This is a genomic window from Sphingopyxis sp. LARHCG72, from assembly GCF_052871675.1.
This window is the reverse complement of record NZ_JBIXJU010000002.1, coordinates 53,145-79,771: the sequence shown is the minus strand read 5'-3', so window position 1 is coordinate 79,771 and position 26,627 is coordinate 53,145. Positions and strand designations below refer to the sequence as shown.

General features: G+C 67.4%; 27 protein-coding genes. 11 read left to right on the top strand and 16 right to left on the bottom strand.

What is annotated here, in order from left to right:
- Positions 1–26: 26 nt before the first annotated feature.
- From feoB to ACIPPQ_RS05425, 4 genes are read right to left on the bottom strand one after another with little or no spacing between them, the layout of a single operon-like run.
- The gene (gene feoB / locus ACIPPQ_RS05440) at positions 27–1,889 is read right to left on the bottom strand and encodes a ferrous iron transporter B (protein WP_446543180.1); all 1,863 of its coding nucleotides are present in this window, start codon (positions 1,887–1,889) and stop codon (positions 27–29) included.
- Positions 1,886–2,146, bottom strand: a complete 261-nt coding sequence (locus ACIPPQ_RS05435; RefSeq protein WP_327456493.1) for a FeoA family protein — start codon at positions 2,144–2,146, stop codon at positions 1,886–1,888. Before ACIPPQ_RS05435 ends, feoB begins: the two co-directional genes overlap by 4 nt.
- A 57-nt stretch (positions 2,147–2,203) precedes the next feature.
- Positions 2,204–2,869, bottom strand: coding sequence for a COQ9 family protein (locus tag ACIPPQ_RS05430; RefSeq protein ID WP_446543179.1), 666 nt, complete (start codon positions 2,867–2,869; stop codon positions 2,204–2,206).
- A 5-nt stretch (positions 2,870–2,874) separates the two neighbouring features.
- A complete protein-coding gene (locus ACIPPQ_RS05425; protein ID WP_446543178.1) occupies positions 2,875–3,795 on the bottom strand; it encodes a DMT family transporter in 921 nt (306 codons plus the stop codon).
- 113 nt (positions 3,796–3,908) lie between these two features.
- Between ACIPPQ_RS05425 and ACIPPQ_RS05420 the strand changes: the two genes are divergently transcribed.
- Positions 3,909–4,994 (top strand): alkene reductase, encoded by a 1,086-nt coding sequence (locus ACIPPQ_RS05420; protein ID WP_446543177.1) that lies wholly within the window; start codon positions 3,909–3,911, stop codon positions 4,992–4,994.
- A gap of 35 nt (positions 4,995–5,029) precedes the next feature.
- Here the strand turns inward: ACIPPQ_RS05420 and ACIPPQ_RS05415 are convergent, their stop codons facing one another.
- Genes ACIPPQ_RS05415 through ACIPPQ_RS05400 form a run of 4 tightly spaced genes read right to left on the bottom strand, consistent with a single transcriptional unit; the run spans position 5,030 to position 8,020 of the window.
- On the bottom strand, positions 5,030–5,650 hold the full coding sequence (locus ACIPPQ_RS05415) for a hypothetical protein (RefSeq protein WP_446543176.1): 621 nt from the start codon (positions 5,648–5,650) through the stop codon (positions 5,030–5,032).
- The gene (gene ribH, locus ACIPPQ_RS05410) at positions 5,643–6,068 is read right to left on the bottom strand and encodes a 6,7-dimethyl-8-ribityllumazine synthase (RefSeq protein ID WP_446543516.1); all 426 of its coding nucleotides are present in this window, start codon (positions 6,066–6,068) and stop codon (positions 5,643–5,645) included. Before ribH ends, ACIPPQ_RS05415 begins: the two co-directional genes overlap by 8 nt.
- Positions 6,068–7,342, bottom strand: coding sequence for a 3,4-dihydroxy-2-butanone-4-phosphate synthase (ribB, locus tag ACIPPQ_RS05405; RefSeq protein WP_446543175.1), 1,275 nt, complete (start codon positions 7,340–7,342; stop codon positions 6,068–6,070). The genes ribH and ribB overlap by 1 nt, the downstream gene beginning before the upstream one ends.
- Before the next feature lie 57 nt (positions 7,343–7,399).
- Positions 7,400–8,020 (bottom strand): ankyrin repeat domain-containing protein, encoded by a 621-nt coding sequence (locus tag ACIPPQ_RS05400; protein WP_446543174.1) that lies wholly within the window; start codon positions 8,018–8,020, stop codon positions 7,400–7,402.
- An 88-nt stretch (positions 8,021–8,108) separates the two neighbouring features.
- On the opposite strand from ACIPPQ_RS05400, the gene ACIPPQ_RS05395 reads away from it, so the two are divergent.
- Genes ACIPPQ_RS05395 through ACIPPQ_RS05385 form a run of 3 tightly spaced genes read left to right on the top strand, consistent with a single transcriptional unit; the run spans position 8,109 to position 9,905 of the window.
- Positions 8,109–8,753: an SCO family protein gene (locus ACIPPQ_RS05395; RefSeq protein WP_446543173.1), complete on the top strand. Its 645-nt coding sequence runs from the start codon at positions 8,109–8,111 to the stop codon at positions 8,751–8,753.
- On the top strand, positions 8,753–9,193 hold the full coding sequence (locus tag ACIPPQ_RS05390; protein ID WP_446543172.1) for a YcgN family cysteine cluster protein: 441 nt from the start codon (positions 8,753–8,755) through the stop codon (positions 9,191–9,193). The genes ACIPPQ_RS05395 and ACIPPQ_RS05390 overlap by 1 nt, the downstream gene beginning before the upstream one ends.
- A complete protein-coding gene (locus ACIPPQ_RS05385) occupies positions 9,162–9,905 on the top strand; it encodes a M48 family metallopeptidase (RefSeq protein WP_446543171.1) in 744 nt (247 codons plus the stop codon). Before ACIPPQ_RS05390 ends, ACIPPQ_RS05385 begins: the two co-directional genes overlap by 32 nt.
- Positions 9,906–9,911: 6 nt before the next feature.
- Here the strand turns inward: ACIPPQ_RS05385 and ACIPPQ_RS05380 are convergent, their stop codons facing one another.
- The 5 genes from ACIPPQ_RS05380 to ACIPPQ_RS05360 form a co-directional block, all read right to left on the bottom strand.
- Complete coding sequence (locus tag ACIPPQ_RS05380) at positions 9,912–12,101, bottom strand: transglycosylase domain-containing protein (RefSeq protein ID WP_446543170.1); 2,190 nt, start codon at positions 12,099–12,101, stop codon at positions 9,912–9,914.
- A 55-nt stretch (positions 12,102–12,156) separates the two neighbouring features.
- On the bottom strand, positions 12,157–12,564 hold the full coding sequence (msrB, locus tag ACIPPQ_RS05375; RefSeq protein WP_446543169.1) for a peptide-methionine (R)-S-oxide reductase MsrB: 408 nt from the start codon (positions 12,562–12,564) through the stop codon (positions 12,157–12,159).
- 94 nt (positions 12,565–12,658) lie between these two features.
- The gene (locus tag ACIPPQ_RS05370; protein WP_446543168.1) at positions 12,659–13,762 is read right to left on the bottom strand and encodes an NAD(P)/FAD-dependent oxidoreductase; all 1,104 of its coding nucleotides are present in this window, start codon (positions 13,760–13,762) and stop codon (positions 12,659–12,661) included.
- Positions 13,763–13,766: 4 nt separating this feature from the next.
- Positions 13,767–14,480 (bottom strand): methyltransferase domain-containing protein, encoded by a 714-nt coding sequence (locus tag ACIPPQ_RS05365; protein ID WP_446543167.1) that lies wholly within the window; start codon positions 14,478–14,480, stop codon positions 13,767–13,769.
- Positions 14,477–15,547, bottom strand: a complete 1,071-nt coding sequence (locus tag ACIPPQ_RS05360; RefSeq protein WP_446543166.1) for a type III polyketide synthase — start codon at positions 15,545–15,547, stop codon at positions 14,477–14,479. Before ACIPPQ_RS05360 ends, ACIPPQ_RS05365 begins: the two co-directional genes overlap by 4 nt.
- Before the next feature lie 95 nt (positions 15,548–15,642).
- On the opposite strand from ACIPPQ_RS05360, the gene ACIPPQ_RS05355 reads away from it, so the two are divergent.
- Both ACIPPQ_RS05355 and ACIPPQ_RS05350 read left to right on the top strand, forming a co-directional pair.
- On the top strand, positions 15,643–16,158 hold the full coding sequence (locus ACIPPQ_RS05355; protein WP_446543165.1) for a DUF4402 domain-containing protein: 516 nt from the start codon (positions 15,643–15,645) through the stop codon (positions 16,156–16,158).
- 77 nt (positions 16,159–16,235) lie between these two features.
- Positions 16,236–16,601 (top strand): VOC family protein, encoded by a 366-nt coding sequence (locus ACIPPQ_RS05350; protein WP_446543164.1) that lies wholly within the window; start codon positions 16,236–16,238, stop codon positions 16,599–16,601.
- A gap of 24 nt (positions 16,602–16,625) precedes the next feature.
- Here the strand turns inward: ACIPPQ_RS05350 and ACIPPQ_RS05345 are convergent, their stop codons facing one another.
- Positions 16,626–17,288, bottom strand: coding sequence for a YggS family pyridoxal phosphate-dependent enzyme (locus tag ACIPPQ_RS05345; protein WP_446543163.1), 663 nt, complete (start codon positions 17,286–17,288; stop codon positions 16,626–16,628).
- Between the two features lie 56 nt (positions 17,289–17,344).
- On the opposite strand from ACIPPQ_RS05345, the gene ACIPPQ_RS05340 reads away from it, so the two are divergent.
- Positions 17,345–17,986: a thiamine phosphate synthase gene (locus ACIPPQ_RS05340; RefSeq protein ID WP_446543162.1), complete on the top strand. Its 642-nt coding sequence runs from the start codon at positions 17,345–17,347 to the stop codon at positions 17,984–17,986.
- Here the strand turns inward: ACIPPQ_RS05340 and ACIPPQ_RS05335 are convergent.
- Positions 17,959–18,621 carry a hypothetical protein gene (locus ACIPPQ_RS05335; RefSeq protein WP_327456456.1) on the bottom strand — a complete coding sequence of 221 codons (663 nt, stop codon included), beginning with the start codon at positions 18,619–18,621 and terminating at the stop codon, positions 17,959–17,961. The two genes, ACIPPQ_RS05340 and ACIPPQ_RS05335, sit on opposite strands and share 28 nt — an antisense overlap.
- Positions 18,622–18,953: 332 nt before the next feature.
- Between ACIPPQ_RS05335 and ACIPPQ_RS05330 the strand changes: the two genes are divergently transcribed.
- The 4 genes from ACIPPQ_RS05330 to holA are packed head-to-tail and all read left to right on the top strand — an operon-like array spanning position 18,954 to position 23,594.
- Entirely contained in the window at positions 18,954–19,415 is a 462-nt protein-coding gene (locus ACIPPQ_RS05330; protein ID WP_327456454.1) for a DUF3576 domain-containing protein, read from the top strand.
- A 53-nt stretch (positions 19,416–19,468) separates the two neighbouring features.
- On the top strand, positions 19,469–22,018 hold the full coding sequence (gene leuS, locus ACIPPQ_RS05325) for a leucine--tRNA ligase (RefSeq protein ID WP_446543161.1): 2,550 nt from the start codon (positions 19,469–19,471) through the stop codon (positions 22,016–22,018).
- The gene (gene lptE, locus ACIPPQ_RS05320) at positions 22,018–22,566 is read left to right on the top strand and encodes an LPS assembly lipoprotein LptE (RefSeq protein WP_446543160.1); all 549 of its coding nucleotides are present in this window, start codon (positions 22,018–22,020) and stop codon (positions 22,564–22,566) included. Before leuS ends, lptE begins: the two co-directional genes overlap by 1 nt.
- Complete coding sequence (gene holA, locus ACIPPQ_RS05315; protein ID WP_446543159.1) at positions 22,563–23,594, top strand: DNA polymerase III subunit delta; 1,032 nt, start codon at positions 22,563–22,565, stop codon at positions 23,592–23,594. The genes lptE and holA overlap by 4 nt, the downstream gene beginning before the upstream one ends.
- 87 nt (positions 23,595–23,681) lie before the next feature.
- On the opposite strand, the gene ACIPPQ_RS05310 is transcribed toward holA, so the two are convergent.
- Positions 23,682–26,393 (bottom strand): TonB-dependent receptor plug domain-containing protein, encoded by a 2,712-nt coding sequence (locus ACIPPQ_RS05310; protein ID WP_446543158.1) that lies wholly within the window; start codon positions 26,391–26,393, stop codon positions 23,682–23,684.
- Positions 26,394–26,627: the final 234 nt, after the last annotated feature.

The following is a 26,627-nucleotide window of genomic DNA, read 5'->3' as shown; positions in this document are numbered from 1 at the left end:
TCCGCTCCGCTAGAAAATGTGGAGGATCAGCCGAGTCCGAAGGCGACGGCCGTCCAGTAAGTGATACCAGCAGCGGCATAGGCGAGCAGGAACAAATAGCCAACCATGAACATCGGCCATTTCCACCCATTGGTCTCTCGCCGCGTGATCGCGATCGTCGAAATGCACTGCGGGGCAAAGACGAACCAGGCGAGGAAAGCGAGCGCGGTGGCGAGGCTCCACTTGCCCTGCAAGCGTTCGCCGAGCGACTGCGCCATCGCCTCTTCATCGTCGCCCGCGTCGATCGCGTTCGCGGTCGCCATCGCCGACACCGCGACCTCGCGCGCCGCCATTGCGGGGATCAGCGCGAGCGCGATGTCGTGGTTGAAGCCGATCGGCGCAACGACGACTTCCAGCCCGCTCGCGATGCGGCCGGCGACGCTATATTCGACCTGGCTTTCGCCCTCGGGTGCCTGCGGGAAGGTGAGCAGCAGCCAGAGGATGACGGTGGTCATCGCGATGATCGTGCCCGCGCGGCGGAGGAAGATCCACGCGCGCTGCCACAGGCCGATCGCGATGTCGCGCAGCTGCGGCATCTGATAGCGCGGCATTTCCATCATGAAACCGGCGCCGGCACCCTTCGCCACCGTGCGGCGCAAGACATAGGCGACGATGAGCGCGCCGACGATGCCCGCGAGATAAAGGCCGAAGAGCACGAGCCCCTGCAGCCCGACCGGGGTGCCGCCGACTGTCCTATTGGGAATGAAGGCGGCGATGATCAGCGCGTAGACGGGAAGCCGCGCCGAACAGGTCATCAGCGGCGCGATCAATATCGTCGTCAGCCGGTCCTTTTCGTCGGGGATCGCGCGTGTCGCCATGATGCCGGGGACCGCGCAGGCGAAGCTCGACAGCAGCGGGATGAAACCGCGCCCCGACAGGCCGACCTTGCCCATCAGCCCGTCCATCAGGAAGGCGGCGCGCGTCATATAGCCCGACGCTTCCAGAAGCAGGATGAAGAGGAAGAGGATCAGGATCTGCGGCAGGAAGACGACCACCGCGCCCACCCCCGCGAGCAGGCCCTCGACGACCAGCCCGCGCAGGAAATTGTCGGGGAAAGTCGCGACGACCCATTGCTGGACCACGCCGATCCCGCCTTCGAGGAAGTCGGCAGGTGCCTCGGCGGCGGCATAGACCGCCTGGAACATCACGAACATCAGCGCGAGCAGGATGAACATGCCCGCGACCGGATGGAGGACGATATTGTCGACGCGCTGGGTCCAGCGGCGCACCGGGGTTTCGCTGAGGATCGCGGCGCGCGCGATCGTCCGTGCCCGCTTGTGCAGCGATGCGTCGTTCGCTTCGGCAGGCGCGGCGACTTCGCCCGCGCCGTGCGACCGGATCGCGCCGTCGACCGCGGCGAGCAGCTCGGCCATGCCGCGCTTGCGGACCGCGACGGTGGGGACGACGGGAACGCCGAGTTCCTTCGACAGGCGTTCGGCGTCGAGCGTCAGCCCGTCGCGGGCCGCGAGATCGACCATGTTGAGCGCGACGACGGTGGGCAGGTCGAGCGCGAGCAATTCGAGCGCGAAGCTCAGATGATTGTCGAGGTTCGCGGCATCGAGGACGACGATCAACGCGTCGGGGCGTTTTTCGCCATCCTGCTTGCCGAGCACGACGTCGCGCGTCACCGCTTCGTCGAGGCTCGCGGGGGTCAGGCTGTAGGTGCCGGGCAGGTCGATCAGCGAGATCGGGCGGCCGTCGGCGAAGCTCGCATGCCCCGCCTTCCGCTCGACGGTGACGCCGGGATAGTTCGCGATCTTCTGCCGCGCGCCGGTCAGCGCGTTGAACAGGCTCGACTTGCCGGCGTTCGGATTGCCGACGAGCGCGATCGAGGGGATGGCGCCGGTCATGCCGCAGGCTCGACGGTGATCGCCGCGGCTTGCCGCGCGCGGATAATCACCTTCATGCGGCCCACGGTCAGCGCAAGCGGATCGCGCGAGAAAATGCTGCCGCGATGCAGGGGTGTGACCTCGCATCCTTCCATCAGGCCGAACTCGCGCAGGCGGCGGCCTTCGTCTTCGGACATTGCGGTCCAGTCGATGCGGGCAATTCGTACCATCACGCCCAGCGGGGCCCGATCGAGCAGATTTTCGAGCAAAGCAGTCATTTGCGAGCGATTATCAATAACAGCAAGGGAGCGCCACCCCTCCTTTGTAATTTATGATTACCGCCCCGGATAACGCAGCCGCCCGACGAAGCGCGCGAGGCTCGGCCGTTCGATGCTGCGCGCGGCGCGGCGGTGCTTCCAGCTTTCGAAACGCATCACCTGATCGATGCGGCGGGAGAGGAAGGCGCGCGTGTCTTCGAAACCCTCGCTCTCGTCGTTCAGGAACACCGCCATCGTCGAGCCATAGACGGCGCCGAGGATCGCGCGCTTGCTGTAATGATTATAGTCGGTCGCTGTGTCGCCCGCGAGGCGCCACATATGGTCCGCGGCGCGCCAGCCGAGCTTCGCAGCGTGCGGTGCGTTGGTCGGCAGCGCGAGCAGCGCCAGCGCGCGGCGCAGCGATTCCCGGTTCGGCGCGAGCAGTTCGATGCGCGTTTCGACGAGCGTGGTGATCCGTTCGCGGATTTTGAGCGCGGCGAGCTTTTCGGCAGGCCAGCGCTGTTCCATGCCCGCGTCGATATCGGCGAACCAGGCATCGACCATGTCGCGTCCGCCGCCGGGGAAGGCGAGGCGCGCGACATCGGGGTCGACTGCGGCGCGGCGCGCGGCGTCGTCGAGCGCCGCGGGGCTGAAGCCGTCGAATGCCGCCGACGCGGCAATCAGCGGAGCGAGGGCGGCGCGAATCTCGTCGAGCGTCGGGTCGGCGGGCAGAATGGAAGCCATGGTCTTCAGATAGGCGCCGCGCGGCGGCTCGGCAACCTTATCAGGACGAGCGCTGCGCCGACCATCAGCCCGCCGACAATGTCGATTGCCGACAGCGTCTCGCCGAAGCCGATCCAGCCGGTGAGCGCAGCGAAGGCGGGCTGGATCAGCAAGGTCAGCCCGATCACCAGCGGCGAAAAGCGTGGCAGCGACCAGATCATCAGCCCCTGACCGACGACCTGGCTCAGCAGCGCGAGCAGGATCAGCGGGGTCCAGTCTTGCGGCATCACGGTCTCGCCGAGCGCGAGCGCGGTGCCGAGCAGGATGGGAACGCACACCGCCGAAGCGATGGCGAGCGCGGCCCACGGACCAAGCTCGCCGCGCACGCGCTGCATCAGGATGACGTAGCCCGTGTAGAGCACCCCCGCGAGCACGCTCAGCAGGTCGCCGACGAGATAGTCCGGCGACAATTCATAGCTTTGCCCCATCAGCAGCGCCGATCCGGCGAAGGCGAGCAGGATCGCGGCGGCCTGCCAGCCGCGCGGCAGCGTGCGGGTCAGGAAAATCGTCCAGAGGACGAGCAGCAGGCTGGCGCAATTGCCGAACAGGGTCGCGTTGGCGACTTTGGTCTGGAGGATGCCGAGGTGCCAGGCGACCAGATCGAGCGCGAAGAAGATGCCCGCCGCCGCCGTGACGACCAGCGCCGGACGCGATGGCATCCGCCCACCCGTCTCGCGCCATGCGAAGATCAGCAGCAGCGGCAGCGCGAGCGTCATCCGCCAGAAGGCCGAGGCGGTCGGCCCCACACCGTCGGCTTCGGCCATACGGACGAGCATCGCGCCGAGCGATAGCGCGATATTGCCACCGAGCAGCGCGGCAAAGGCCCAGCGTCCGGTGCCAGCGTCCGCGGCCGATTCGCTGTCGATGCTGTCCATCTTCGCTGTCATTTAGATTTTCTTTTGATACTGACCATTGTGCCGGCGCCGCGGCGTTCATAGCTTCGCGGGCCATAGCGACGACCGGTGGGGCCGTCGCGAAGAAAGTGCGACGTGGAGGAAAGATGACTCTATCCCTGTTCGATCCGATCAAATTGGGCGCCATCGAAGCGCCGAACCGCATCATCATGGCGCCGCTGACGCGCGGCCGCGCCGGGCCGGGTTTCGTGCCGAATGAACTCGCGCGCGACTATTACCGCCAGCGTGCCTCGGCGGGGCTGATCATCTCCGAAGCCACCGGAATTTCGCAGGAAGGCCTGGGCTGGCCCAGCGCTCCCGGCCTGTGGACCGACGCGCAGGTCGAGGGCTGGAAGCCCGTGACCGACGCCGTGCACGAAGCCGGCGGGCGCATCGTGGCGCAGCTCTGGCACATGGGCCGTGTCGTCCATTCGGTATTCAACGAAGGCAAGCCGCCCGTTTCGGCGTCGGCGACGCAGGCACCCGGAAAGGCGCACACGCCCGTCGGCCGAATGGAATATGAGGTCGCACGCCCGCTCGAACCCGGCGAGATCCCGCGCGTGATCGCCGATTATGCGAAGGCCGCCGAAAATGCCAAAAGGGCGGGCTTCGACGGCGTGCAGATCCACGGCGCGAACGGCTATCTGATCGACCAGTTCCTCCGCGACAACAGCAACCTGCGCGACGATGATTATGGTGGCCCGGTCGAGAACCGCATCCGCCTGCTCCGCGAAGTGACCGAAGCGCTGATCGGCGTGTGGGGCGCCGACCGCGTGTCGGTGCGCCTGTCGCCCAACGGCGACACGCAGGGGGTCGACGACAGCGCCCCCGAACGGCTGTTCCCGATTGCCGCGGCGGCGCTCGACGCGCTCGGCATCGCTTTCCTCGAATTGCGCGAACCCGGGCCCGAGGGCACTTTCGGGCGCACCGATGTCCCGAAACAGTCGCCGTCGATCCGCGCCGCGTTCAAGGGGCCGCTGATCCTCAACAGCGACTATGACGTCGCGCTCGCCGAAGCGGCAATCGCAAGCGGCACCGCCGACGCGATCGCCTTCGGCCGCCCCTTCATCGGCAATCCCGACCTGGTCGAGCGGATCCGGAACGGCGCCGAATGGGCGGCTGACAATCCGCAGACCTGGTATTCGCCGGGCCCGGTGGGCTACACCGACTATCCCGCGCTGGTGACGGCATAGGACAAGGATGGCCCGGGCGGTGTGTGCCGTCCGGGTCAGCCCCTTTCGGCCATCGCCTTGTCGATGATGCGGGCGCCGACCGGCGCCAGAAAATTGCCGCCGAAGCGGAAGAGGACGAAGGCGCCGACGAAGAGCAGCAACGGCTCGACGAAGAAGGCGACGATCGCCGCGATGACGAGCCCGAAGACCAGCGCCATGAAGCCGCCGGTCAATTCGCTCTGACCCTTGGGTCCGAGTTCGATCGTGCGCGGTCCCTTGCTGTCCCACCATTTTCCCGTGACGATTGTCTTGCGGCCGGCCGCTTGCGGCTGGGGGCGCGGGGGATGGCGCGCGGGTTGCGGTTGGGCGGCGCTTCGCGGGTTTTCCTGCCAAGGCCGCTTGCGGTTCAGTTCGGCGACAGCGGCCGCCATCCGGTCGTTCGGCGGGCGCGGCGGGTTGTGCTGCGGTGGCGGAGCGGTCTCCGCGATAACCGGGGTCGGCTCTGCGGGGGCTTGCCGCGCGGTGGGCCGGATCGGTTCAACCCCCATCTTGCGATCGTGCATGTCCATCCGCTCGGCGGCGGTCGGCGGGGTCTGGCCGGTTTCCTTGTCGATCACCACCAGCCGCCCGCCGCGTTCGACGACGGAAAAGCGGCTGGGAGGTGGGCGATCAACCAATGCCGAATTGTTCCTTGAGCGCGAGCATGGCGAGCGCGGCCTTCGCCGCTTCGCCGCCCTTATCCTTGCGCGTCTTGTCGGCGCGCGCAAGCGCCTGTTCCTCATTCTCGACGGTGAGAATGCCGTTGCCGATCGCGAGCCCGTCGAGCGTCAGCGCCATGATGCCGCGCGCGCTTTCGTTCGAGACGACTTCGAAATGATAGGTTTCGCCGCGGATGACGACGCCGAGCGCGACATAGGCGTCGTAGCGGCCGCTGTCGGCGGCGAGCGAGATTGCCGCGGGGACTTCGAGCGCGCCGGGGACGGTCACCGTCTCGTGGCTATGCCCCGCGGTCTCGAGCGCGCTGCGCACGCCATCGATCAGCATGTCGTTGAGGTGCGAATAAAAGCGGGCTTCGACGATCAGGACATGCGCCATCATGCTTCTCCGGGAATGGGGCGTTCGCCGACGACCGACAGGCCATAGCCTTCGAGGCCGACGATATTGCTGTGGGTGGGGGTGAGCAGTTCCATCGCATGGACGCCAAGGTCGGCGAGGATCTGCGCGCCGATACCATAGGTGCGAAGGTCCATCCCGCCGCTCGGCGGAGGGAGCGCGTCGGCATCGGCCGAGCCGGGAAGCGGACGCATCAGCATGACGATCACGCCCGCGCCGGCCTCGCCGATCGCGTCCATCGATCGTTGCAGGCGGCGCTTTTTCGGACCCGGGCGGCCCATGATGTCGTCGAAGAGCGAGACCGCGTGCATCCGCACCAAGGTCACGCCGTCGGGATCGACTGGCCCCTTTTGCAGTACCAGATTGACGCTACCGTCGACCTTGTTGCGATAGGATTTGAGGCGCCAGTCGCCGCCATAATCCGATTCGAAGGGTTCGTCGGACACGCATTCGACCAGCCGGTCGGTGCGGTTGCGATAGGCGATCAGGTCGGCGATCGTGCCGATCTTCAGCCCGTGGCGCCGCGCGAAGGGAATGAGGTCGTCGAGCCGTGCCATCGTGCCGTCGTCGTTCATGATCTCGCAGATCACGCCCGAGGGATTAAGCCCCGCGAGCCGCGCGATATCGACCGAAGCCTCGGTATGGCCGGCGCGCACGAGCACGCCGCCGTCGCGCGCGATCAGCGGGAAGATATGCCCCGGGGTGACGATATCGTCGCGGCTCTTGCCCGCGTCGATCGCGACCGCGACGGTGCGTGCGCGGTCGCCCGCCGAAATGCCCGTGGTGACGCCTTCGCGCGCCTCGATCGAGGTGGTGAAGGCTGTTTCGTGCCGCGTGCCGTTGTTGCGGCTCATCAGCTCGAGCCCGAGCGTGTCGACGCGCGCCTTGGTGAGCGTCAGGCAGACGAGGCCGCGGCCGTGGGTGACCATGAAATTGATCGCGTCGGGGGTCGCCATCTGCGCGGGGATGACGAGGTCGCCTTCATTCTCGCGATCCTCGTCGTCGACGAGGATGAACATGCGGCCGTTGCGCGCCTCGGCGATAATTTCCTCAGGAGTCGCCATCGGCGACAGCTCGCTGCCGTTCGCGAGCCAGTTTTCGAGCTTGCGCAGCGTTTCGGCGGTGGGGTTCCAGCCAGGCGAATCGAGGTCGCGCAGGCTGTTGGCGTGGAGGCCCGCGGCGCGGGCGAGGCCCGAGCGCGACATGGTCCCGTCGTCGACGATGGATCGGATGCGATCGATGAGCTGTGTGGACATGCGGCTTATGTCTCACACTGAAATGTGATAGTCAATCCATATATCACATTGAACTGATTATTGGGGGCCGAAGCTCGGGCCGAAGTCGCGAGCCGGCGCATCGCTCTTGGCGTCGAGCAGCGTGACGATCTGGCCGCTTCGGTCGTCGCGCTTGGCATAGTCGCGCGCCGACATTCCGGCGACATGGTCGGCCTTGTCGGGATTGGCACCGCGCTTGACGAGCAGGCGGACCATCGCGGCATTCTTCGCCTGCACCGCGAGGATCAGCGCGGTTTCGCCGCGCCGGTTGGCCTGGTCGACGGGCGCCCGGCGATTGAGCAGCTCCTCGGCGCCGTCGGCAAAATTGATCAGCGCGGCGTGCATCAATGGGGTCATGCCCTGCCGGTCGGCGATCGACGGATCGGCATCCTTCGCGAGCAGGAAGCGCAGCCAGCTCGCGTCGCGCCGCTTGGTGACGATGGCCAGCGCGGTTTCGCCCGATTCGGGGTGCCGCGTGTTGACCAGCGAGGCATCGCCTTTCAGCGCGTCGGTCGCCTTGGTCCCGTCGCGGCTTTCGACCGCTTGCAGGAAGGCATAGCCGCCGCGGAACTGCGCCTGTGCGGGCGCCTGGAACAAACCCACCGCCGCGACCAGCGCGAGGAGGAAGGAGGCGAGGCGGAACTCCGCGCGTCGAAACATGATCTGGGCGACCCCTGGGGCAATATGTCCGCCGCTCGCGCGACGACAAAGGTTGATTTTCGGCGGCTAGCCGACCAAGGCTGGCCACATGATGAATATCGCAAATATGGGACAAAGGCTGGTCCGTGCAAGCCTGATCCTCGCTTTCGGTGCGGCGCTGGCCGGATGCAATGGCGCGGCCGACAGCGCGCCCGCGCGGCCGCCGCTCGAAGGCGCGCGCATCGGCGGCGCCTTCACGCTCACCGACCAGGACGGCAAGACGGTTCGCGACAGCGATTTCGCGGGGCAATATCGCCTCGTCTATTTCGGCTACAGCTTCTGCCCCGACATCTGCCCGGTCGATCTCCAGAAACTGATGCGCGGGCTGTCGCAGTTCGAAAAGGCCGATGCCGCGCGCGGCGCCAAGGTCGCCCCGCTCTTCATCACCGTCGATCCCGCGCGCGATACCCCCGAAGCGCTGAAACCCTTCGTCGCGCGCTATCATCCGCGCCTGCTCGGCCTGACGGGAACACCCGAACAGATTGCGGCGGTCGCGAAAGCCTTTGTCGTCACGTACAACAAGGTGCCGGGCTCGGCGCCCGACCGCTATCTGATGGCGCACAGCCAGCTCGCCTTCCTGATGGATCCCGACGGCAAGCCGCTCGCGCTGCTGCCGCTCGACGATCCGTCGACCGACGCCGACGAGGGCACGCCCGACAAGGTTGCCGCCGAGTTGGCGAAGTGGGTCAAATAATGGTGCGCGAGGCGCAACCCTTCTGGGAAGCGCCGCTTGCCACTCTCGACGCGGGGCAGTGGGAAGCCTTGTGCGACGGCTGCGGCAAATGCTGCCTCCACAAGCTGGAGGATGAGGACACGGGCCGCATCTATCCGACCAATGTCGCGTGCCGCCTGCTCGACCTTTCGACCGCGCGCTGCGGCGATTACAAGCATCGCCGCCGCCATGTCCCCGACTGCCTGACGCTGACCAAGGCGAAGGTCGCCGACATCGAATGGCTGCCGCAGACCTGCGCCTATCGCCTGCGCGCCGAGGGCGAGGCGCTGCCCGACTGGCATTATCTGGTCTGCGGTGACCGCGATGCCGTGCACCGCGCGGGCGAGTCGATCGTCGGCTGGACGGTCGGCGAAGACATGGCCGGGCCCCTTGAGAATCATCTTGTCGAACGCGTCGTCTGACTTCGCGCCCGACGGGCCGCATATCTGGGTCGGTGACGAGGCCTGGCCCGTGCGCGTCGTGCGGCACGCCCAGTCGCGGCGTTACCGGCTCGTCTTCGACGGCGCGCGCGGGGAACTGCGACTGACCGTCCCGCGCCGTACCAACGAACGCGCGGCATTGAAATGGGCCGGCGAACAGCAGGCGTGGCTCGTCGAGCAGGTCGGCAAGGCGGCGCTGCCCGTCATTGTCGGCCCCGGCGCCTCGGTGCCCGTTTTTGGCGTCGCGCGTCACATCGACTGGACCGCGACCGCGCCGCGCGCGATCCGTCTCGACGGCGATAGCCTGCATGTCGGTGGCCCGCTCGAAACCGTCGGTCGGCGCATCGAACGCTGGCTGAAAGGGCAGGCACTCGACCTGATGGAGCGCGAAAGCCGCGAAATCGCGGCCGCCGCGGGCCTGTCGGTCGGCCGCATCGGAGTCGGCGATCCGCGCAGCCGCTGGGGCAGCTGCACGCACGATGGCGACCTGCGCTACAGCTGGCGGCTCGTGATGGCGCCCGATCATGTCCGGCGCGCGACGGTCGCGCACGAGGTCGCGCACCTTCGCCATATGGATCACAGCGCGGCGTTCCACGCGCTCGTCGACGAATTGCACGACGGGGACGTCGCGGCGGCGCGCGGCTGGCTGCGCCGCGAAGGGCGCGCACTCCACCGCTACCGTTTTACCGCCTGAGCGCGCTCATTCGGAAGTTTCGGATGGCGGTCGCGGCTGCGACCCCTTGGCCGGGGGCGGAGCGACCTTCGGTACCGTCACCATCTTGGGCTGGCTGCCGTTTTTCGGCACCGCGCCATTGTCGGCGGGCGGGCGGCGTCCGGTCTGTTCCTCGATCCATTGCTGGTCGAGCACGGGGCCGTCCTCGGTCGGCGGGGGCGGCGCCGCGCCTTCGGGCGGCCGGCTGTCGTAGGGCAGCTCGATCGGCATGCCATTCTCGTCGACGAGCGCGCCTTCGCCGGGTTCGCCCATATAGGCTTCGCCCTCATCCTCGAGCTGCCATTCGGGCAGCACGACTTCGGTATCGAATTGCTCGACCGGGCGGCGTGCCACCGCGACGCGCATATAATCGGCAAAGGCCTTGGCGGGCGCACGGCCGCCCTGCAGCCCGCCGACGGGCTTCGCGTCGTCACGGCCCATCCAGACGCCCGTCGTGATCCCGCTCGAAAAGCCGAGGAACCAGCCGTCCTTGTTGCTCGATGTCGTGCCGGTCTTGCCCGCGACGGGGCGGCCGATCTGTGCCGCCTTGCCCGTGCCGGTGTTGACCGCGGTCTGCAGCAGGTCGGTGATCCCCGCGGCGACCCAATGATCGACCAGCGTCTGTCCGCGCTCGGCGGGGCGCTGGTAGAGGAGGTTGCCGCTCGCGGTCGTCACCTTGGTGATGCCATAGGGTTGCACCGACACGCCGCCGCGCGCGACCGCGGCAAAGGCGGCGGTCATGTCGATCACGCGGACCTCGGCGCTGCCGAGCACCATCGACGGGTGGGTGTTGACCGGGGTGGTGATGCCGAAACGGCGCGCCATATTGGCGACCGCCGAAAAACCGACCTCGTCGCCCAGCTTCGCCGCGACCGTGTTGACCGAGTAAGCAAAGGCGCTGCGCAGGTCCATCGTGCCCGAAAAACGGCCCGACGAGTTGCGGGGCGACCAGCCGTTGATCGTCACGGGTTCGTCGACGACCGCATCGCCGACCTTATAGCCCGCCTCGAGCGCCGCCATATAGACGAACAGCTTCCACGCCGACCCCGGCTGGCGCAGCGCCTGCGTCGCGCGGTTATAGTTCGACGCGACATAGTCGGTGCCGCCGACCATCGCGCGCACCGCGCCGTCGCGGTCGAGCGAGACGAGCGCGCCCTGCACGCCCTTGGGGGTGTTCGCCTGGATCGATGCCGTCGCGGCGCGCTGCATGCCGAGGTCGATCGTCGTATAGACGTCGAGTGCTTCGCTGCCCTCGTCGATCAGCATGTCGAGCTGCGGCAGTGCCCAGTCGCTGAAATAGCGCGCGCTGTTCTGCCCGGTTTCCTTCGCGAGCTGGACGTTGGCGGGTTCGGCGCTGTCGGCCTGCGCCTGCGTGATGACGCCGGCGTCGACCATGACGTCGAGCACGACGCCCGCGCGGCCGAGTGCCGCCTGTGCGTCGGCGGTCGGCGAATAGCGCGACGGCGCCTTGACGAGACCCGCGACGACCGCGGCCTCCGACAGCGACATTTCGGTCGCGCTATGGCCGAAGAAGCTGTTCGACGCGGCGTCGATGCCATAGCTGCCGCCGCCAAAATACACCTTGTTGAGGTAAAGCTCGAGGATCTCGTCCTTCGAGAATTTCCATTCGAGCGCGAGCGCGAGGATCATCTCGCGCGCCTTGCGCTTGAAATCATAGCTGTTCGACAGGAAGACGTTGCGCGCAAGCTGCTGCGTGATCGTCGATGCGCCCTGCAGGCGCCGGCCGCTGCCGCGATTTTGCAGCGCCACCGCCGCGGCGCGCGCCATGCCGACGGGGTCGAGCCCGGGATGATAGCGAAAGCGCCGGTCCTCGACCGCGACCATCGCGTCCTGCATCACCTGCGGCGTTTCGCGCAAGGTCAGCCAGCGGCCGTAATTCGGCCCGAGCGACAGGAAGACCGTGCCGTCGGCAGCGCGAACGCGGATCGTCTGGCCCGCGGGCGATTTCTTGAGCTCCTCGAAGCTCGGCATGCGCTGGACGGCAATGCCGACCGCCACCGCGAGTGCGACAAGCCCGACGACTGCGAGGCCGAGGCCCCAGCGGAATGCACGGCGCAGCCACACGCGCCAGCGCGGCGGCTCGCTGCCGGGCGTGCCGCTGCCTTTGCTGGACGATGACGATTGTTTCGACGAAGCCTGCTGTCTTTCGCGGCGCAAAGCCCGATTTCCTTCCCTCACTGCGCCCCAGATGCGTCAGTCCGGGAAGGAGGTTTCAGCCTTCGCCGGTCTGCGCCTCATCCGGCGAGCGGTCCGCGAAGTCAAGCGCCGCGCTGTTGATGCAATAGCGCAGGCCCGTCGGTCCGGGGCCGTCGGGGAAGACATGGCCAAGGTGGCCTTCGCATTTCGCACAGCGCACTTCGGTGCGAACCATGCCGTGGCTGGTGTCGGTCAGTTCCTTGACCGCGGCATCGCCCGCGGGCGCGGTATAGCTCGGCCAGCCCGACCCGCTGTCATATTTGGTGCGGCTGTCGAACAAGGACTCGCCGCAGCTCGCGCAGCGATACATGCCATCGCCCTTATGGTCGGTATATTTGCCGGTGAAGGCGCGTTCGGTGCCGCCCTCGCGCAGCACATGATAGGCCATCGGGTCGAGGTCGGCGTCGGATTTTGGATTGGTCATGGCGGCTCGGCTCCTGAAGGGGCGGCCCGGCCCGGGCGTCCCCGCGTTGCCTCCTATATCGGTCCGGACGCGCCGCGCTGCAAGGCCGGGCCGCTCAGTCGCCGCGAATGCGCGTCGCGGACATCACCCGGCGGACGAGGGGCGGGAGGCCCGTCGCCAGCGATACCAGCGCGCGCGCCGTCCGCGGATTCTCGCCTGTCCGCCAGGCGAGGTTCGCGATCGCGAAGGGCCGCGCCATGCGGGCGGCGAGGATGTGTTGATATGCGGGTGCTGCCCCGCCACCGCCGTGACGCCACGCCGCCACCGCGGCGTCGGCGCTCGCAAGGGCGAGGCCCATGCCCTCGCCCGCGAGGCTCGGTATCACCCCCGCCTGATCGCCGAGCCGGAACAGCCCCGGCGCCGTATCGCGCGCGCGCCATCCGTAGGGGATGTGCCCGATCGCATCGATAGCCTGTGTCCAGTCGGCGTGCGCGAGCCGCTCGCCGAGCTGGGGGCCCGCATCGCCGAGCGCGCGCAGCAGCGCGGCCGGATCGCCCCCGGCCTCGTCGAGGCGCGATTTGTGGACCGCAAGGCACAGATTGGCGCTGCCGTCCTCCTGCCGCACCAGCCCGGCATAGCCGCGGTAGAACAGGTGGAGCTCGACCGCGTCGCCGACCAACCGGTCGAGCGCGGCGTGGTGCGGAAGCCGGAGCCGGAGGCCCATTACCGGATCGGTGCGCTGCCATGCTGCGGGCTCGCGCGGAAAGCCGCGAAAGCCATGCTTGCCGGCGGCGAGGAAAAGCGAGGGGGCCGAAAGCGCGGCGCCGTCGCGAGTCTGCACAGAGCCATTCTCGATCATGGTCGCATGAACGCCGCGTTCGAGGCCCGCGCCCGCTGCACCCGCCGCGGCCTGCAGGGCGCTGTCGAGGTGGCGGCGCGATACGCCCATTGCGGGAGCGGGGAGTGCGGTTTCGCTGCATCGCTGGCCCGCGAACAGCCGTACGCAGGTCACCCGCTGGCCGCCGAGCGCCGCGCGGTCGATGCCGAGCGCGTCGAGCCGCGCGAGCGACTGCCAGCTCAGGAACCCGCCGCACAGCGCGTCGCCCGTTTCGCGCGCGCGTTCGAGCAGCAGGACCTTTGCGCCGCCGTGCGCGAGCCCGATCGCCGCGGCCGACCCGGCAGGTCCGGCGCCGACGACGATCGCGTCGGTCCCGGTCACCGGGTCACCGGATGCGCTCGACGCAGAGACGGTAGGGAAAGCTGCGGAAGATGCTGCATTCGCCCGCCGTATCGGGTAGCGCGTCGGTCAGCATCGCCCGCCATTCGGCGCGGCGAAAGCTGCGCCCGACCGATAGCTGCCCGTCGCGCCGCACGATCGGATCGACCCATGCCAATGTTGCGAGCAGCGGATAGCCAGCAAAGGGCAGGCGGCGGCGGTGGAGGTCATTGACGAGCCAGCCGCGCGCCGCCTCGGCCTCCATGAAGCGCAGGAATTCGGTGCGCTGCGCGGGTGTCATATGGTGGGTGACGAGGCTGGACAGGATGATGTCCCACCCCTGCCCCGCGAGCGCCCGGTAATCGCCGGTGATCAGCCGCGCGCGGGTGCCGAGCCGCGCCGCCGCCACCGCCTCGCTCTTGCGATTGAGGTCGATGCCGACCAGGTCGAGCGCGATCCCGCGCCTCTCGCCCCAGTGGGCAATGCGGGCAAGCATGTCGCCGGCGCCAAACCCGACGTCGAGGATGCGCCATGGGCGCTCGCCCACACCGCGCGCGCGCACCCGGTCGAGGAAGCCCAGCGTCGGTCGCGGCGCCATCGTCAGCCCGTTGATACGCGACAGGTCGGCGAGCACCTTCGCATAGCGATCGGGTGGCAGGTCGACGGCGTCCATCTCCTCTTCTGCCTCGATCGGGACACGAAGGCTGGCGAAGGGGGTCATGACGCGGTGAAGCGGATCGCTTCGGCGGCGAGGCCGGGGCCGAAGGCGATCGCAATCCCCTCCCCCTTTGCGCCGCGCGCCATCATGTCGGCGAGCACGAACAGGATTGTCGCCGACGACATATTGCCGAAACGCGCGAGCACCGCGCGGCTGTCGGCGAGCGCATCGGGATCGACGCCGAGCGCATGTTCGACCGCGTCGAGCACCGAGCGCCCCCCGGCGTGGACCGCGAGCAAGGGCGGCGGTTCGTCGCTACCGAACAATTGGTTCCGCACTGCGGGCGCGGCCAGCGCTTCGCGCAGCCGTCCGGGCACTTCGCCCGACAGCTGCATCTCGAACCCCCTGTCGCCGATATCCCAGCGGATCAGGTCGGCGCTGTCTTCGAGCGCGAGGCTGCGCCCTTCGCCGAGCGCCAGCCCGTACGGTGCGGCCGATACGATGCCCGCCGCGGCGCCGTCGCTGAACTGCAGCATCATCAGCAGCGGTTCGGCCGCGTCGGCGGGCGACAGGTGGAGGCTCGACAATTCGACGCTGACCACCAGCACGACGGCGCCGGGTTCGGACCGCACGATATGCCGCGCGGTGCGCAGTGCGGTGACCCCGGCATAGCAGCCCATGAAGCCGATCAGCACGCGCTCGACGGTCGCGGGCAGGCCCAGCCGCTGCGCGATGATCTGGTCGATCCCGGGCGCGACGAAGCCGGTGCAGCTCGCGACGACGATATGCGTGACGCGCGCCGGGTCGAGCGCGTCGCCGAGCGCCGCGATGGCCTCCATCGCAAGGTTGGGGGCATATTGTGCATAGGCCGCCATCCGCGCCGAGGTCGGCGGCAGGCCGGGGACGTCGTAGAATCCGCCGGCGCCGACGGGCGATCCGCCGTCGGCGGTGGGCGGCAGCACCGACCAGCGATGGTCGATTCCCGATCGGGCCGCCATGCGTGCAAAGAGCGCGCGCATCCGCGGGTCGGCCAGTCGCGGCGTCGCCCAGTCGATGAACGCCTGGTGGATGTCGTGGTCGGGCACCGCGGTGGCGAGGGCATTGAGCCAAACGGCCGGGGGACTGCTCATGCCGCGGGTTTGACCGAAAAGCCGGCGGCTGGCCAGCGGATAAGCGATGTCGCCATTTTACCCCGGATTAACCATGAGGCGGGTAGGGTGCCGGTGTGAAATTGCGCCTTTTCCTCATGTCGGCCCTGCTTGTCGCCGCGGTTCCCCCCGCTGCGGCGCAATGCCAGCTTTGCGCGCCCGATACGGCGGCCAGCGCGGTCGCGGCGCGCCAAGCCGCAACCCCCCTGCGCGTCGACGTCGAAACGCGGCTCGACATGGGGCGCATCGCGGTCGGCGCGATGGGCGGCGAGGTCGAGATCGACCCCGCTTCGGGCGCGCGGCGCTTGCGCGGCGATGTCGTCGACCTTGGCGGCTTCGCGCTGACCGGCACCGTTACGGTGCGCGGGGAGCCCGGCGCCGAAGTGCGCGTGATCCTGCCCGCGAGCGTCGATCTCGAAAGCGGGCACGGGCGTACCGCACGTGTCACCGGGCTTGCGACCGACCTTGCAGCCGCACCGCGCCTCGGCCTCGACGGCCGCCTCGTTTTCCGTTTCGGCGGCCGGCTCCAGATCGCGGGCCTCGACGACGGCGATTATCGCGGGCGGATCCCGGTGACGGTCGAATATCAATAGAAGATCGGCCGAACGCGCTTTCCATCGGCACGAAGCAAAGCGATAGTCCGTCCCCCAACTGGCCGGTAAAATTTGTCATGAACCTGATCGCGCACGTCGAAATCCCCGTCACCGACCTCGAACGCGCGACGCGTTTCTACGGCCGGCTATTCGACATCGGCTTTGGAGAGGTCGTCACCATCCACGACAACCGGATGGTATATTTCCCTTTCGAGGAGGGACAGGACGGCGCCAGCGGCGCGCTTGTGCAAGGCGAGGTGTATGTCCCGACGCGCGAGGGCGCGATCGTCTATTTGCGCGTTCCCGACATCGATCGCACCATCGCGCGCGCGGTCGCCGCGGGCAGCGTGCTCCTGTTCCCGAAAACACCGGCCGGCGAAAATCTGTTCGTCGCGGAGATTACCGACAGCGAAGGAAACCGCATCGCGTTGCAGAGCGGTTGACGGGCTGCCTCCGACCCGGCGCGCCTATTCGCGCGCGCCGAACAGCGCCGTTCCGACGCGCACATGCGTCGCGCCGAGCATGACGGCATTCTCGTAATCGCCGCTCATCCCCATCGAACGCAACGGCAAGCCGTGGCGCTCGGCGAGTTCGTCGAGCAGCGCGAAATAGGGGGCGGGATCGACGTCGGCGGGCGGGATCGCCATCAGCCCGTCGATCGCAAGGCCGGCGTCCTTCGCTTCGGCGAGCAGCGCGGGCAGGTCGGCGACCGGGCAGCCGCCCTTCTGTTCCTCGTCGCCGATATTGACCTGCACGAACAGCTGCGGCCGCTTGCCCGCTTTCTCGCACGCCTTGGCGAGTGCCTGCACCAGCGACGAGCGGTCGACCGAATGGATCGCGTCGAACAGCGCCACCGCCTCTTCGGCCTTGTTCGACTGCAACTGGCCGATCAGGTGGAGGAGGATACCCGGCGTTTCGCTCCGCAGTTCAGGCCATTTGGCCGCGGCTTCCTGCACGCGGTTCTCGCCGAAGTGGCGCTGGCCCGCGGCGATCAGCGGGCGGATCGCTTCGGCGCCGTGCGTTTTCGACACCGCGATCAGCTCGATATCGCCGGCGCGCCGCTGCGCGCGCTGTGCTGCATCTGCGATATCGGCCTGTACCTTCGCCAGCCGTTCTGCTGCTTCGCTCATCATATCGTCCCGTTCCGCGCGTTGCGTGCGCTCGCGACGCGCCTATAGAAAGGGCGATGCGCCCGCGCCACCCCCTGCCCCGCAAATTGCCCCCGACGCGGTTGCCCAACATCTGGCTGTTCAGCGACACGCGGACACAGGCCGATGTGATCGCGCTCGCCGCGTTGCTTCCGCCGGGCAGCGGTGTCGTCCTTCGGCACGACAGCCTGGCGTCCGGCGCGCGGTGGCGCCTGCTGCGCCGCCTGATGCGGTTGGCGCGCGCGCGCGGGCTCACCATCCTGCTCGCGGGGGCGCCCGCGACGGCGGCGCGCTGGCACGCCCACGGCGTGCATCTTCGCCAGCACGACGCGTGCCGCGCGGCGGAGGCGCGCCGCACCGGGCTGCTCGTGACGATGCCCGTCCACGACGCGCAAGAGGCGCGCCGCGCGCGCCGCGCGCGCGCCGACGGCGTCTTCGTCTCGCCGCTTCATCCAACCCGTTCGCACCCCGGCGCCGCTTCGCTCGGCCGCGCGGCGTGGCTGCGACTGGCGCGGCTCGCCGGCGGGCAGGCGTTCGCGCTCGGCGGGATGACCCCGGCGCGCGCGCGGGCGCTGCAGCGCGCGAGCGAAATCAGCGTCGGCTGGGCGGCGATCGATGCGTGGGAAGAAAAGGCGTCGAAACGCCGGGCGCGTCAGAAGCGGAATGCGGTTCCGACATAGACCGCCTGGCTGTCGCGGCGCGAATCGGTCAGCGGTTCGACACGGTCGTCGGCGCGATAGCGAACGCCCGCTGTCACATCGATATTCTTGGTCAGGCGATAGCTGCTGACGACATCGACGGCGGGCGCTTCGCCGGGAGCGGTGACGCGGTCGGTCGCGCCGCTAGGGTCGCTGGAGCGGTTGACCATCCGCGTGGCGAAGCGCGACTTTTTCTCGTCCTGCTCGGGGGCCTTCGCGACCGGCAGGTTGCGCAGATCGGTGCCGCGCGGAAGCGACGGGGTGACGAATTTCTCGAACCCGACCGACGCGCCCAGATTATATTTGACCGGGGCGATCGCGATCGGCGCGGTGCGGCCTGCCGCCAGCGCCGAGGTGCGCGCCGCGCTCGAGGCGTCGTCGCGGGCGCGGATCACGACGGTGATCGCGCGGTTCTTGCGGCTGCTGTCGGTGAGCGCAGGCGTGAAGCTGAAGCTGCGGCGCGCTTCGGCCGACATCTTGTTGTAGCGGGCGATCAGCCGTTCGTCGCCCGACGCGGGGGTGAACTGGCCAAGCAGGGTTTCGGAAAGCGAGGTGTCGCGGATACGGTCGGCGCGCGACATCGCGGCCAGCGCCGGAGGAAGCGCAAGCGAAGCCACCGCGAAAGCGGTGAGACTGACTTTCCAAAAATGTCGCGATGTCCGCGCCATTGCTCTGCGACTCCAACCCCAATCGATTCGTCAAATAGGACTCCCGGCGCGATATTGCCAGTGAATCCCGCCAGATTATTGCAATGATTCTGCTTTTTGCCGGAATTGTTGCGGGATCGTCACAGTGGCCCGCCAATCTGACCAGAATCTGAACGGCGGGCCGGGCGGAATTGCCGCGCTTGCGGGGCGGCGACAAGGGCGATAGAGACGCTGGCAATTCCGTTATGCGCGGCGCGGTTTTCCCTGATTCCGGCGGCGCTCAAGAGATAAGGTGTATCGGCATGTCCAAGCTTTCCGTCCTTGCCACGCTCGGCCGTCGTCCGGCTACGCTCGCGCTGCTCGGACTCACCGCGCTCGGCCTTTCGGCGTGCGCGAGCAAGGACCGGCCGCGCGCCGACCTCGCGGCCAGCCAGGTCACGACGATCGGCGTGAACAGCTATTTGTGGCGCGCTTCGCTCGACGCGCTGTCGTTCATGCCGCTGCTGCAGGCCGATTCGTCGGGCGGCGTCATCATCACCGACTGGTATGCGAATCCGGGCAACCCGGGCGAACGGATGAAGGTCACCGTGTCGATCCTCGATCAGGATCTGCGCGCCGACGCGCTTCGCATCGCCGCCTCGCGCCAGGTGGCGCAGGGCGGCACCTGGGTCGACGCGCCGGTGCAGGCCGCCACGGTGCAGAAGCTCGAGGAAATCATCCTGACCCGCGCCCGCGACCTGCGTCGCTCGGCCATCAAGGGCTAATCCGGCGACGCGGCTTGCGCGTCCCTTAGACAGACAAACGGGGTAACCGACGAATGACCCGCGAACCGCGCTTTGGCGCCCTCGCCGCCGACGCCCGCTGGCAAAAGGCGTGGGAGGCGGCGAACAGCTTTGCCACGACCGATACAGCGGACCGGCCCAAGGCCTATATCCTCGAGATGTTCCCCTATCCGTCGGGGCGCATTCATATGGGGCATGTCCGCAACTATGCGATGGGCGACGTCCTCGCGCGTTTCAAGCGGATGACCGGCCACGACGTGCTCCACCCGATGGGTTGGGACGCATTCGGGATGCCTGCCGAAAATGCGGCGATGGAAAAGGGTGTCCACCCGGGCGGCTGGACGCGCGACAATATCGCATCGATGCGCGCGCAGCTGAAGCGCCTCGGCCTCGCGATCGACTGGAGCCGCGAACTCGCGACGTGCGAGCCCGACTATTACGGGCAGGAACAGGCTCTGTTCCTCGACCTGTTCGCCGCGGGGCTCGTCACGCGCAAGCACAGCTACGTCAACTGGGACCCGGTCGACATGACCGTGCTCGCGAACGAGCAGGTCATCGACGGCCGCGGCTGGCGTTCGGGCGCGCTCGTCGAAAAGAAGAAATTGTCGCAGTGGTTTTTGAAGATCACCGACTTCGCCGAGGAATTGCTCGAAGGGCTGGGCGCCCTCGAAAGCTGGCCCGACAAGGTGCGGCTGATGCAGGAAAACTGGATCGGCAAGTCGCAGGGGCTGGAGTTCAGCTTCAAGCTCGCGGGCGGCGCGGTCGGTTTCGATGTCTTCACGACGCGCCCCGACACGCTCTACGGTGCGAGCTTCGCGGCGATCTCGCCCGACCATCCGCTCGCCGAACGCCTCGCGAAGGATTCGCCCGAGCTTGCGGCGTTCATCGAGGAATGCCGCCGTCAGGGCACCGCCGCCGAACAGCTCGACACGGGCGAGAAGATGGGCTTCGACACCGGGCTTTCGGTCGAGCATCCGCTCGACGCGAATTGGCACCTGCCGGTCTGGGTCGTGAACTATGTGCTGATGGACTATGGCACCGGCGCGATCTTCGGCTGCCCGGCGCACGACCAGCGCGACCTCGATTTCGCGCATAAATATGAGCTGCCCGTCTATCGCGTGATCGCCGACGGCGACGCGACCGACCAGCATTTCACCGGCACCGAAGCGTACACCGGCCCCGGAAAGCTGGTGAACAGCCACTTCCTCGACGGCATGACGATCGACGAAGCCAAGGCCGCCGTCATCGCGCGGTCGGAGCATGAGGGCTGGGGCAAGGGCACGACCGTGTGGCGCCTGCGCGACTGGGGCGTCTCGCGCCAGCGCTATTGGGGCACGCCGATCCCGTTCATCCACTGCGATGCGTGCGGCACGGTACCCGTCCCCAAGAGCCAGCTTCCCGTCGTGCTGCCCGAGGATGTCGATTTCTCGGTCCCCGGCAATCCGCTCGACCGCCATCCGACGTGGAAGCATGTCGCCTGCCCGAGCTGCGGCGGCGAAGCGGTGCGCGAAACCGACACGCTCGATACCTTCGTCGACTCGAGCTGGTATTTCCTGCGCTTCGCGAGCTCGCCGGCCGACAAGCCGTTCGATCCCGAAGTGATCCGCCGCTGGCTGCCCGTCGACCAGTATATCGGCGGCATCGAACATGCGATCCTCCATCTGCTCTACGCGCGCTTCTGGACGCGCGCCTTGCAGAAGATGGGGATGATCGAAATCGCCGAGCCCTTCGCGAGCCTGTTCACGCAAGGCATGGTGACGCACGAAACCTATAGCCGTGCGCAGGGCGAAGGCCTGCCGCCGCTCTTCTTCACCCCCGACGAGATCGAACGCGGCGCCGATAGCGCGACGCTGACCGCCGATGGCGCACCGGTCGATATCGGCCGCGTGATCAAGATGTCGAAGTCGAAGAAGAATGTCGTCGATCCCGACGCCATCCTCGACCAATATGGCGCCGACGCGGCGCGCTGGTTCATGCTGTCCGACAGCCCGCCCGAGCGCGACCTGCCGTGGAGCGAGGCGGGGATCGAGGGCGCGTGGCGCTTCGTCCAGCGCCTGTGGCGCCTGTTCGGCGATACCGAAAATGTCGGCGACGGCAGCGAAGACCTGGGCCTTGCGCGCAAGCTGCATCAGGCGATCGCCGGAGTCGCCGCCGATATCGAGGCGCTCGGCTTCAACAAGGCGGTCGCCAAGATCCACGCGCTCGCGAACGACGTCGAGAAAGCGAAACCCTCGGCAACGCGCGCCGAGGCGTGCCGCACCTTGATCCTGCTCGTCGCGCCGATGCTGCCGCACCTCGCCGAAGAGGCGTGGGCGGCGCTGCCGACAAGCCAGCGCACGACGCCGATGATCGCCGATGCCGCCTGGCCCGCCGCCGATCCGGCACTGCTCGTCGATGACGAGGTGACAATCGCGATCCAGATGGCGGGTAAGCTGCGCGATACGATGACGCTCGCCAAAGGCCTCGACAAGGATGCAGTGGAAGCCGCCGCACTCGCGCGCCCGCGCATCGTCGAGCTGCTCGCGGGCGCCGCGCCGAAGAAGGTGATTGTGGTCCCCGACCGTTTGGTGAATATCGTTCCCTGATGCGCTTGCTTCTCGTCTCCTGCCTCGCGGCCGCCTCGCTGACCATCGGCGGTTGCGGGCTGCGTCCGCTCTACGCGAACGGCAGCAAGGGGGCGGTGGCGCAGGTGCTCGCCGATGTCGATGTCGCGCCGATCGAGGGGCACAATGGCTGGCTCGTCCGCAACGCGCTGCGCGACCGGTTGCAGGCGACGCAGGGCGGCGCGGGCGCGGGCAAACGCCTCCGCCTCGATGTCCGGCTCGAGGATTCGATCACGGGCTTCGGCGTCCGCGCCGACGATGCGGTGACGCGCGAACGCCGCACCTTGCGCGCGCGCTACCAGCTTGTCGACGCAGCATCGGGCGAGGTGCTGCTTGACGCGACCGCGGCGCAGGACGCCGGGATCGACGTCGTCGGCAGCGAATATGCGACGATCGCCGCCGAATCGACCGCGCTCGAACGCCTCGCCTCGGGGGTCGCCGACCAGATCGTCGCGCGCCTCGCGGTCTATGCGAACCGTGGCGGCGGCCAGCCGGCGGCCGCACCCGCCCCGGCCCCCGCAGGGCAATGAAGAGCGTCAAGCCGAACGAACTCGAACGCCTCTCGCGCCTCGACCCCGCGGTTCGTTTCACCCTCCTCACCGGTCCCGACGAAGCGACGATGGAAGCTGTCGCGAGCCATTTGATCGGGCTCGCGGGCAAGGATGCCGAGCGGCTCGACCTGACGGGATCGCAGCTGTCGCAGGACCCGTCGCTGCTCGCCGCCGAGGCGGCGTCGATGTCGCTCTTTTCGTCCGCGCGGGTGATCCGGCTCGAACTGTCGGGCAGCGGCGACGACAGCCTTGCCGCGGTCGAGGCCCTGCTCGCCGCCGACACCGCGATCAATCCGGTGATCGCGACCGGCGCGTCGGTCACCGCGAAATCGAAACTCGTCAAGCTCGTCGAAGGCGCGGACTATGCCGTCGCCGCGATCTGCTACCAGCCCGACCGGCGCCAGCTCGTCGGCATCGCGATGGCGGCGGCCGAGGAACAGGGGCTGCGGATCGCCAACGCCGATGCGCAATTGTTCGTCGACCTGGTGTCGGGCGATCAGGCGCTGATGCGGCGCGAGATCGAGAAGATGGCGCTCTATCTCGACGCCGGTCCCGACCGCCAGCGGCAGGTCACGGCGGCCGACATCGCGGCATTGGGCGCCGCGACGCACGAAGAGGATGTCAGCGAGTGCATCAATGTCGCATTGGGCGGCAAGGTGCGCGAGCTTCCCGCGATGCTTGCGAAAGCGGCGGCGATCGGCGTCGCCGAAATCCGCATCATCCGCGCGCTGGCGATCCGCGCGCTGGCGCTCGCGCGGCTGCGCGCCGAGGTCGACGGCGGCGCGCACCCCGCGACCGTCGTATCGGCGCGCACGAGCGGCATCTTCTGGAAGGAACGCGACGCGGTGACGGCGCAGCTCCACATCTGGGATTCGGTGCGCATCGCGCGGCTGATGAGCCGGCTGCTCGATTGCGAACGCGCGCTCAAATCGTCGGGCACGCCGGGGGCGGTGCTGTTCCGCAAGCTGATGACCGACATCGCGCATCAGGCCGCGCGCGCGCGATAACGACGCGCCGCCTGCGACCGCCGCAAAAGAAAAGGGCAGCGGTATCGACGATACCGCTGCCCCCCGGGACTACCTGGTAATGAGCGACTAGAAGTTCAGCTTCACGCCCCCCGAAACATAACGCCCGATGACGTCATAGTTCGGCGTGATATAGGGGGTCAGCGGCGGATCGACGTCGAACAGATTGTTGACGTTGCCGAACAGGGTGAAGGCGCCGGCCTTGAACTGCAGCCCAAGGTCGACATAGGTGCGGCTGCCGTTGCGGTTGTTCGCGGGCGCCTTGGCCGGGGCCGGCGGCGGGACGCTGTAGAGGCCGCCGTCGACATAGCGAACGCGCACATTGGCACCGAAGTCGGCGTTGTCGAAGGCGACTGTCGCGCTGCCGCGCCATTTCGGCGTCGAGAAGGCGGTTTCGCCGCCGACGATGCCTGCGACATCGACCCCGTTGACCTTCAGATGGAAGACGTGGTTGGCCAATGCACGGAAGCTCAGATTGCCGTCGCCCAGCGCCATCCGGTACGACGCCTCGATATCGAGTCCCTGCGTGTTGTAATTGGCGAGGTTCCGAACGGTATTCGTCATCGACTCGATTTCGCCATTGGGTTTGCGAACGATGACGCCGCCGCACGTCGGATCGCTCGGCTTGCTGGCAACGCATTGCGCAATCAGCGTCTGCGCGGGGATCGACGTGATGACATTGTCGATGTTGATGTCATAATAATCGACCGACAGGCGAAGGCCCGGAATATAGTGTGGCGAATAGGATCCCCCAACGGTCAGCGTGTGCGAAATTTCCGGGGTGAGATTCCTGTTGCCACCGCCATAAACCGTCACGCCATTCTGAATGACATTGGGGCCCCGGTAGAGATCCACGACCGTGCCGATGCCGACCGAGCGGGTGGTGAAATATTCGGCGATGCTGGGCGAACGAATGTCGCGGGAATAGACGGCGCGCAGCAGGAGGTCGTTGACGAGACGCAGGGTGCCGCCGGTCTTCCACGACCAGATGCCGCCGCTGGTGCTATAATCCGAATAGCGGGCAGCGCCGTTGATTTCCAGACGTGCGACGTCTTCGGCATCGAGCAACGGCACGTTTACTTCGGCGAAGACTTCCTTGACGTTGAAACTGCCATTGGTTGCCGACGAGTTGAGAACGCTCAGCGCATTGGCCCTGGACAGCGGATCGACATAGTCGGTGGTCTGCTTTTCCCAGCGAACGTCGGTGCCGACGGCAATGTCGACAGGACCGGCCCAGGTTGCAAAGGGTTGGCCCGATACGGAGGCGCCTGCCGCGTCGAGCTTGATGGTCGCGATCAGATGCGCGCCGCCAAAGGCCCAGGCTGCGGCCTTATCCGAGATATTGCCATTGCCAAAGAGGTTGATCGGGACACAATTGGGATCGTCGTTTGTCGTCGAGGCATCGGCATTGATGCGGCACGTCGGCGTGTTGCCGACCAGCACCGAATCGACACCGGCGGCGAAGCGGGACTTGATCCGCTGGTTCTTGACCTGTTGGCTGATCCGGATTTCACCATGATCATAATAGGCGTCATATTTCCAGCCGTCACCGAACGTGCCCTCGAAACCGATCGCACCTTCCAGATTGCGGCGGTTGTATTTCAGCGACAACATCCTGTCGGGGCCGACGTCGTCGAGAAAACGGCCGAGAATGAAGGCGCCGTTGATTCCGGCTGCGGCGAGTTGCTGGCGGTTCTGTTGGGTCAGGAAGGCATTGTCGGGCATGATGACGGTGCTGAGATCGGCCGCCGTCTCGGGAAAGAGACCATAGTTTCCGGTCATGCGATGGAAGCTGAACTGGGCCCAGACATTCAGCGAGTCGGTCAGCTCATAGCTGGCGCGCGCAAAAGCATTGATGCGCTTGTAGGGCGCGCTGACCGCGACATAATCATAGGTGTTCTGGCCGCCGCCGCCGACGGTCGTGCCGCCACTGGTGACGCTGCCGAACGGGAACCTGCCGATAGTTCCATCGGGGTTGAAGACAAGGCCGGAGGGGGCGAGGGAGCCATTGAGAATCGATCCGCCATTATAAATTTGGGTCGCATTGGGATCTCGAGCGATGATCAGGCCCTCGGTGGGATGCGCGAACAGGCCGGCTTCGAGGTTGGGGCGCCCCTTGCGGCTCAGGATGCCGCGTTCGTCCATATAATCGCCGGCAACCATGAAGTGGCCGCGGCCGCCCGCGAAGTCGGTGCCCCATGCGATATCGGCGCCATAGCGTGCGCCGTCGCCGCGCGACGATAGGCCGGTCTGGGCACCCATGCGCCAACCGGTGAAATCATCGTCGAGGATGATGTTGACGACACCTGCAACGGCGCCCGAGCCCCATGCGGCGGAGGCGCCGCCGGTGACCACGTCGATGCGCTTGACGAGGCTTTGCGGAACCGTGTTGAGATCCTGCGAGCCCGAGAAGCGGTGTCCGTTGAGCAGGGTGAGCGTGCGTACGCCACCAAGCCCGCGCATGTCGGCGGTCGAAATGCCGCTGTTGGTTCCGCCGGCCGTCGTCGTCGGCGTCGATGTGGGGCGGAACTGCGGAGCATCGTTCAGGACCTGCGCGATGCTCGGCCGGTTGCCAAGCGCGAGTTCGGCCTCGCCGATCACGGTCGTCGGCGTCGGCGCGTCGAAGCCCGAACGCTGGATGCGCGAACCGGTCACGATGATTTCGCTGTCCGAAGCCGCGGCTTCGGGGGCGGCATCGGCCGACTGCGCATAGGCCGGGCTGATGCCGGCCAGCATCGAAAGCGCGGTACCGGCATACCAGCAGGATTGAACGAGCTTCATAGATATCCCCTTTGCCAAAACGGACGGCGAGACCTGCTCCCTGCCCGGTGATCGTCTTTTATTTTCACTAAGAGGCCCTCACGGCCTTCGCCTTTGCGGATTTCTATAAAGTCGGGCTGAATAGAAAAAGCAACCCTGATATGGACAAAATTTTCAATTGTGGAAAATTTGTCACGGCGGATTTCACCATGCTGCGGGCATCACGCTGGAAACCATAGATTTTCGACGAAGTCG